This window comes from Actinophytocola sp. (genome assembly GCF_036402745.1).
Classification (GTDB): Bacteria; Actinomycetota; Actinomycetes; order Mycobacteriales; family Pseudonocardiaceae; genus Actinophytocola.
The window spans coordinates 1-4,591 of record NZ_DASWSJ010000405.1 but is presented as its reverse complement, the minus strand read 5'-3'; the positions used below and the strand labels follow the sequence as shown (position 1 = coordinate 4,591).

The window sequence follows — 4,591 nt, the reverse complement described above, 5'->3', positions numbered from 1 at the left end:
GAGCGTTCGAGGACGTGCGGTCTCCGTGCCGGCTGCAGCGCGCGGACCACCCGGATGGGGTCACCTGAACCACCATCCGGCGAGCGCACTCGGGACAGAACCGGGGCGGGTCGAGCGCCCCGATCACACCCGTGCACCGGGTGTGCTCGCCCTCCGACGGTGGTTTGCCGCAGTGAACGCAGTATTCGATGGTTCGCTCCATTCCTGCGCTACTCGCCGTCTTCCTCCGTGCGATGGCGAACGCTCCAGCGCTCGCTGTGTTGGATTGTTCGCTTCGCTTCTCCGCTACTCGCCGTCTTCCTCCGTGCGATGCTCGGCGCTGGCGCGCCTGCGCTTCTCCTACGTCCAGACGGCGAACGCTCCGTCGCTCCCGCTCACTGTGCTGAATGGTTCGCTCCGCTCCTCCGCTACTCGCCGTCTTCCCTCCTCCCGTGCTCGGCGCTGACGCGCCTGCGCGCGCTCGTCAGTCCAGACGGCGAACGCTCCGGCGCTCCCGCTCACGCGTCCAGACGGCGAACGCTCCGGCGCTCCCGCGCACGGAACATCAGAGGGTCTCGCTCAGCGCCTTGATCGGCATCTTCAGCTCGGCCAGCATGTCGAGGTCCTGCTGGGCCGGGCGGCCGAGGTTGGTGAGGTAGTTGCCGACGATGATCGCGTTGATGCCGCCCAGCATGCCCTGCTCCGCGCCGAGGTCGCCGAGGGTCAGCTCGCGGCCGCCGGCGAAGCGCAGGATCGTGCGCGGCAGCGCCAGCCGGAACGCGCCGATGGTGCGCAGCGCGTCCTTGCCGTCGACGATCTCGAAGTTCTCGTACGGCGTGCCGGGCTGCGGGATGAGGAAGTTCATCGGCACCTCGTCGGGGTCGAGCTCGCCGAGCTGCGCGGCGAACTCCGCGCGCTGCTCGACCGTCTCCCCCATGCCGATGATGCCGCCGCAGCAGACCTCCATGCCCGCCTCGCCGACCATCTTCAGCGTCTCCCAGCGCTCCTCCCACGAATGGGTGGTGACCACGCTCGGGAAGTGCGACCGGGCGGTCTCGAGGTTGTGGTTGTAGCGGTGCACGCCCATCTCGACGAGCTCGTCGACCTGCGCCTGGGTGAGCATGCCCAGCGAGCAGGCGATCTGGATGTCGTTGCCGTCCTCGCGGATGGCCTGCACGCCGTCGCGGACCTGGGACAGCAGGCGCTTGTCCGGGCCCCGCACGGCGGCGACGATGCAGAACTCGCTGGCGCCGGTGGCCGCGGTCTCGCGGGCGGCCTTGACCAGGCCGGGGATGTCGAGCCACGCCGAGCGCACGGGCGAGGGGAACTGGCCGGACTGCGAGCAGAAGTGGCAGTCCTCGGGGCAGCCGCCGGTCTTGAGGCTCACGATGCCCTCGACCTCGACCTCCGGGCCGCACCAACGCATCCGCACCTCGTGCGCGAGCGCGAGCAGCTCGGGAATCCGGTCCTCGGGCAGCCGGAGCATCTCGAGGATCTGCGCCTCGTCGAGCCCTTCGCCGCGCTCCAGCACCTGCTCCCGGGCCACCGCGAGCGGGTCGCCAGGCGTGCGGTCAGCCTTGGTCCGTTCGGCAGCTGCGGTCACTGGGGCCTCCTCGCTGGATCATGGGCAGTCCGAGCCAGTCTGCCGCACGACACCGCGGATCGGACGCGATGTATCTCACGCGCGAGCGGTCCACGAGCCCGCCGTGCTCACGCCGCGTACTCGGCGGCGAACCCGTTCGCGTCGAACTCGCCACCCAGCTCGGGGGCGAGAGAGCGGCGGGCGACGGCGAGGAACTCGGCCCGGTCCAGCGCGGCCGCGTTCGCCGGGATCGCGCCGACCAGCGGGGCGTCGGCGGCGGTCGGGAGGTCGTCGAGGTTGCAGCGGGCGGCCAGGTCGGGCTCGGCCGGCCACGAGCCGACCACCACGCCCGCGCACGCGATCCCCCGGCGGCGCAGGGCCTCCGCGGTGAGCGCGGTCGCGTTGAGCGTGCCCAGACCGGCGTCCGCGACGATCAGCACCGGGGCGCCGATCGACCAGGCGACGTCGGCGAGCGTGCCGCCGTTGTCGTCGAACCGCACGAGCAGGCCGCCCGCACCCTCGACGAGCACCTGGTCGTGGCCGCGGGAGAGCTCGATCGCGGCGGCGGCCGCCTGCGCCGGGGTGACCACGGGCAGGCCGGCGCGGCGCGCGGCGGTGTTGGGCGCGAGCGGGTCGGGGAAGCGGCCGAGCTCCCAGGTGGTGACGTCCTCGCCGACCAGCCGGCCGACCTCCGCCAGATCGCCCGGCTCGTCGGGGCCGACCCCGGTCTGCGCCGGCTTGAGCACGGCCACGCTGCGCCGGCCGGCCAGCGCGAGGGCCGCGATGGCCGCGGTGACCACGGTCTTCCCGACTCCGGTTCCGGTGCCCGTGAGCACGATGACACTCACGGAGCGTCAGGCTAGACCCACCCGACCGCCACAACCGCAGGTGGTCCCCGGCACCGTTCCTCGCGGGAATACCCGAAACGGAGAATCCCACCCGTTTGCCGTAAGCGCTTCCAGACCCCGGCTGGGTAAGGTCTACGCGTGATCGTGACGGCGCATGGGGATGGTCGCGCCACGGTGGCGGCGCTGACCGGCGAGCAACCCGACTGCGTGTGGCTCTTCGGCGCTGGCTGGTGTGCCGACTGCCGGCGTGCCAAGGAGTGGCTGACCAGGCACAACGTCCCGTTCTCGATGATCGACACCACGAACGACGCCGAGCGGGCGCGGGCGGCGCTGATCGCCGGCGGGCGCCCCAACATCCCGGTGCTCGTGGCGCCCGACGGGACCGTGCTCGTGGAGCCGACCAACGTCGAGCTGGCCGGCACGCTCACCGGCTACCGGCGCCCGCGCGGCGCCGACCGGGTCCGATGTAGATAGTCCGGTGTGGACAGTCAGGCGGCCTTCACGGCGGCCGTCACGGCGCCGGTGATCGTGGCCAGGTCGCGTGAGTCGCTGATGTAGGGCGGCATCGTGTAGATCAGGTCGCGGAACGGACGCAGCCACGCGCCCTGCTCGACCGCGGCCCGGGTGGCGGCCGCCAGGTCCACCTCGTGGTCCAGCTGGACCACGCCGATCGCGCCGAGTACCCGGACCTCCCGCACACCGGGCAGCGCCGCCGCCGGCTCGAGGCCCTCGCGCAGCTCGTTCTCGATGCGCTTGACCGTGCCCCGCCAGTCCTGGCTCAGCAGCAGGTCGATCGAGGCGTTGGCGACGGCCGAGGACAGCGGGTTGCCCATGAACGTCGGCCCGTGCGCGAGGACCGGGACGGCGCCGCGGGAGATCCCGTCGGCGACCTCGGCGGTGCACAGCGCGGCGGCCATCGTGAGGTATCCGCCGGTGAGCGCCTTGCCGACGCACATGACGTCCGGGCTGACCGAGGCGTGGTCGGCGGCGAACAGCTCGCCGGTGCGGCCGAAGCCGGTGGCGATCTCGTCGAAGACCAGCAGGACGTCGTGGGCCAGGGTGAGCTCACGGAGGACGTGCAGGTAGCGCGGGTCGTGGAAGCGCATGCCGCCGGCGCCCTGCACGACGGGCTCGACGATCACCGCGGCCAGCTCGTCGGCGTGGGTCTCGATCAGCTCGGCCAGGTGCGCCACGTAGTCGTGGTCCAGCTCCTTCGGCGGGGGCGAGGCGAAAACCTGGTCGGGCAGGACGCCGCGCCACAGGCTGTGCATGCCGCCCTCGGGGTCACAGACGCTCATCGGGTGGAAGGTGTCGCCGTGGTAGCCACCGCGCCAGGTCATCAGGCGGCGCTTCTCCGGGCGGCCGGCGGAGCGCCAGAACTGCAGGCACATCTTGACCGCGACCTCGACCGACACCGAGCCGGAGTCGCAGAGGAACACGTGCTGGAGCGGCTCGGGGGTGATCTCGACGAGCTTGGTTGCCAGCGTCACGGCGGGCTCGTGGGTGAGTCCGCCGAACATGACGTGGCTCATCCGGCCGGCCTGCGAGGTGAGGGCCTCGTCGAGGACCGGGTGCCGGTAGCCGTGGATGGCCGCCCACCACGAGGACATGCCGTCGACGAGCTCGCGACCGTCCTTCAGCCTCAGCCGGACCCCCTCGGCGCTGTCGACCACGAGGGGGTCCGCGGTGCCGGGCATCGGGCCGTAGGGGTGCCAGACGTGCGCCCGGTCCAGCGCGATCAGCTCGTCGACGTCCACGATCGCAGGCTAGGGCAGGACCAGGATGGCGTCGCCCACCGGCCGCTGACCGGCGGCGTCGGACGGCTTGTTGACCACCCGGCCGTTCGCGACCATCGTCGTCGAGCCGCCGCCGTCGAGGTTGATGGCGTCGCGCGCGCCGAGCGATTGCAGGAGCGCGGCGAGATCGCGGAGCGAGATGCCGACGCTGCGTCCCGGCTGCCGTCCGTCGACCGTCACGAGCAGCAGACGACGCCCCGCGTCGGCGACCGCGATCGCGGTGCGCGGGTTCACGCCGCGAAAGCCCGCGTTGCCGGCCGAGTCGACCTGCGGATCGATCGCACCCTCGCGCAGCAGGACGGGCAGTCCACCGACCGCGACGCGCGGCGCGACCGGTGCGAGCGCCCGCGTCACCGTGACCGTGTCGATTCCCAGGCGCAGCGCGA

General features: G+C 72.3%; 5 protein-coding genes. 1 reads left to right on the top strand and 4 read right to left on the bottom strand.

The window, feature by feature from the left end:
- Positions 1 to 544: 544 nt before the first annotated feature.
- Together bioB and bioD are read right to left on the bottom strand one after the other, a co-directional pair.
- Positions 545 to 1,582: a biotin synthase BioB gene (gene bioB / locus VGD70_RS35690; RefSeq protein WP_331089380.1), complete on the bottom strand. Its 1,038-nt coding sequence runs from the start codon at positions 1,580 to 1,582 to the stop codon at positions 545 to 547.
- A 107-nt stretch (positions 1,583 to 1,689) separates the two neighbouring features.
- Positions 1,690 to 2,409, bottom strand: coding sequence for a dethiobiotin synthase (bioD, locus tag VGD70_RS35685; RefSeq protein ID WP_331089378.1), 720 nt, complete (start codon positions 2,407 to 2,409; stop codon positions 1,690 to 1,692).
- 138 nt (positions 2,410 to 2,547) lie between these two features.
- Between bioD and VGD70_RS35680 the strand changes: the two genes are divergently transcribed.
- Positions 2,548 to 2,883, top strand: coding sequence for a glutaredoxin family protein (locus tag VGD70_RS35680; RefSeq protein ID WP_331089376.1), 336 nt, complete (start codon positions 2,548 to 2,550; stop codon positions 2,881 to 2,883).
- Positions 2,884 to 2,897: 14 nt separating this feature from the next.
- Here VGD70_RS35680 and VGD70_RS35675 read toward each other — a convergent pair whose 3' ends face one another.
- Together VGD70_RS35675 and VGD70_RS35670 are read right to left on the bottom strand one after the other, a co-directional pair.
- On the bottom strand, positions 2,898 to 4,166 hold the full coding sequence (locus VGD70_RS35675) for an adenosylmethionine--8-amino-7-oxononanoate transaminase (protein ID WP_331089374.1): 1,269 nt from the start codon (positions 4,164 to 4,166) through the stop codon (positions 2,898 to 2,900).
- A 9-nt stretch (positions 4,167 to 4,175) separates the two neighbouring features.
- The coding region (locus VGD70_RS35670) for a phosphodiester glycosidase family protein (RefSeq protein ID WP_331089372.1) at positions 4,176 to 4,591 on the bottom strand (416 nt) is incomplete at its 5' end.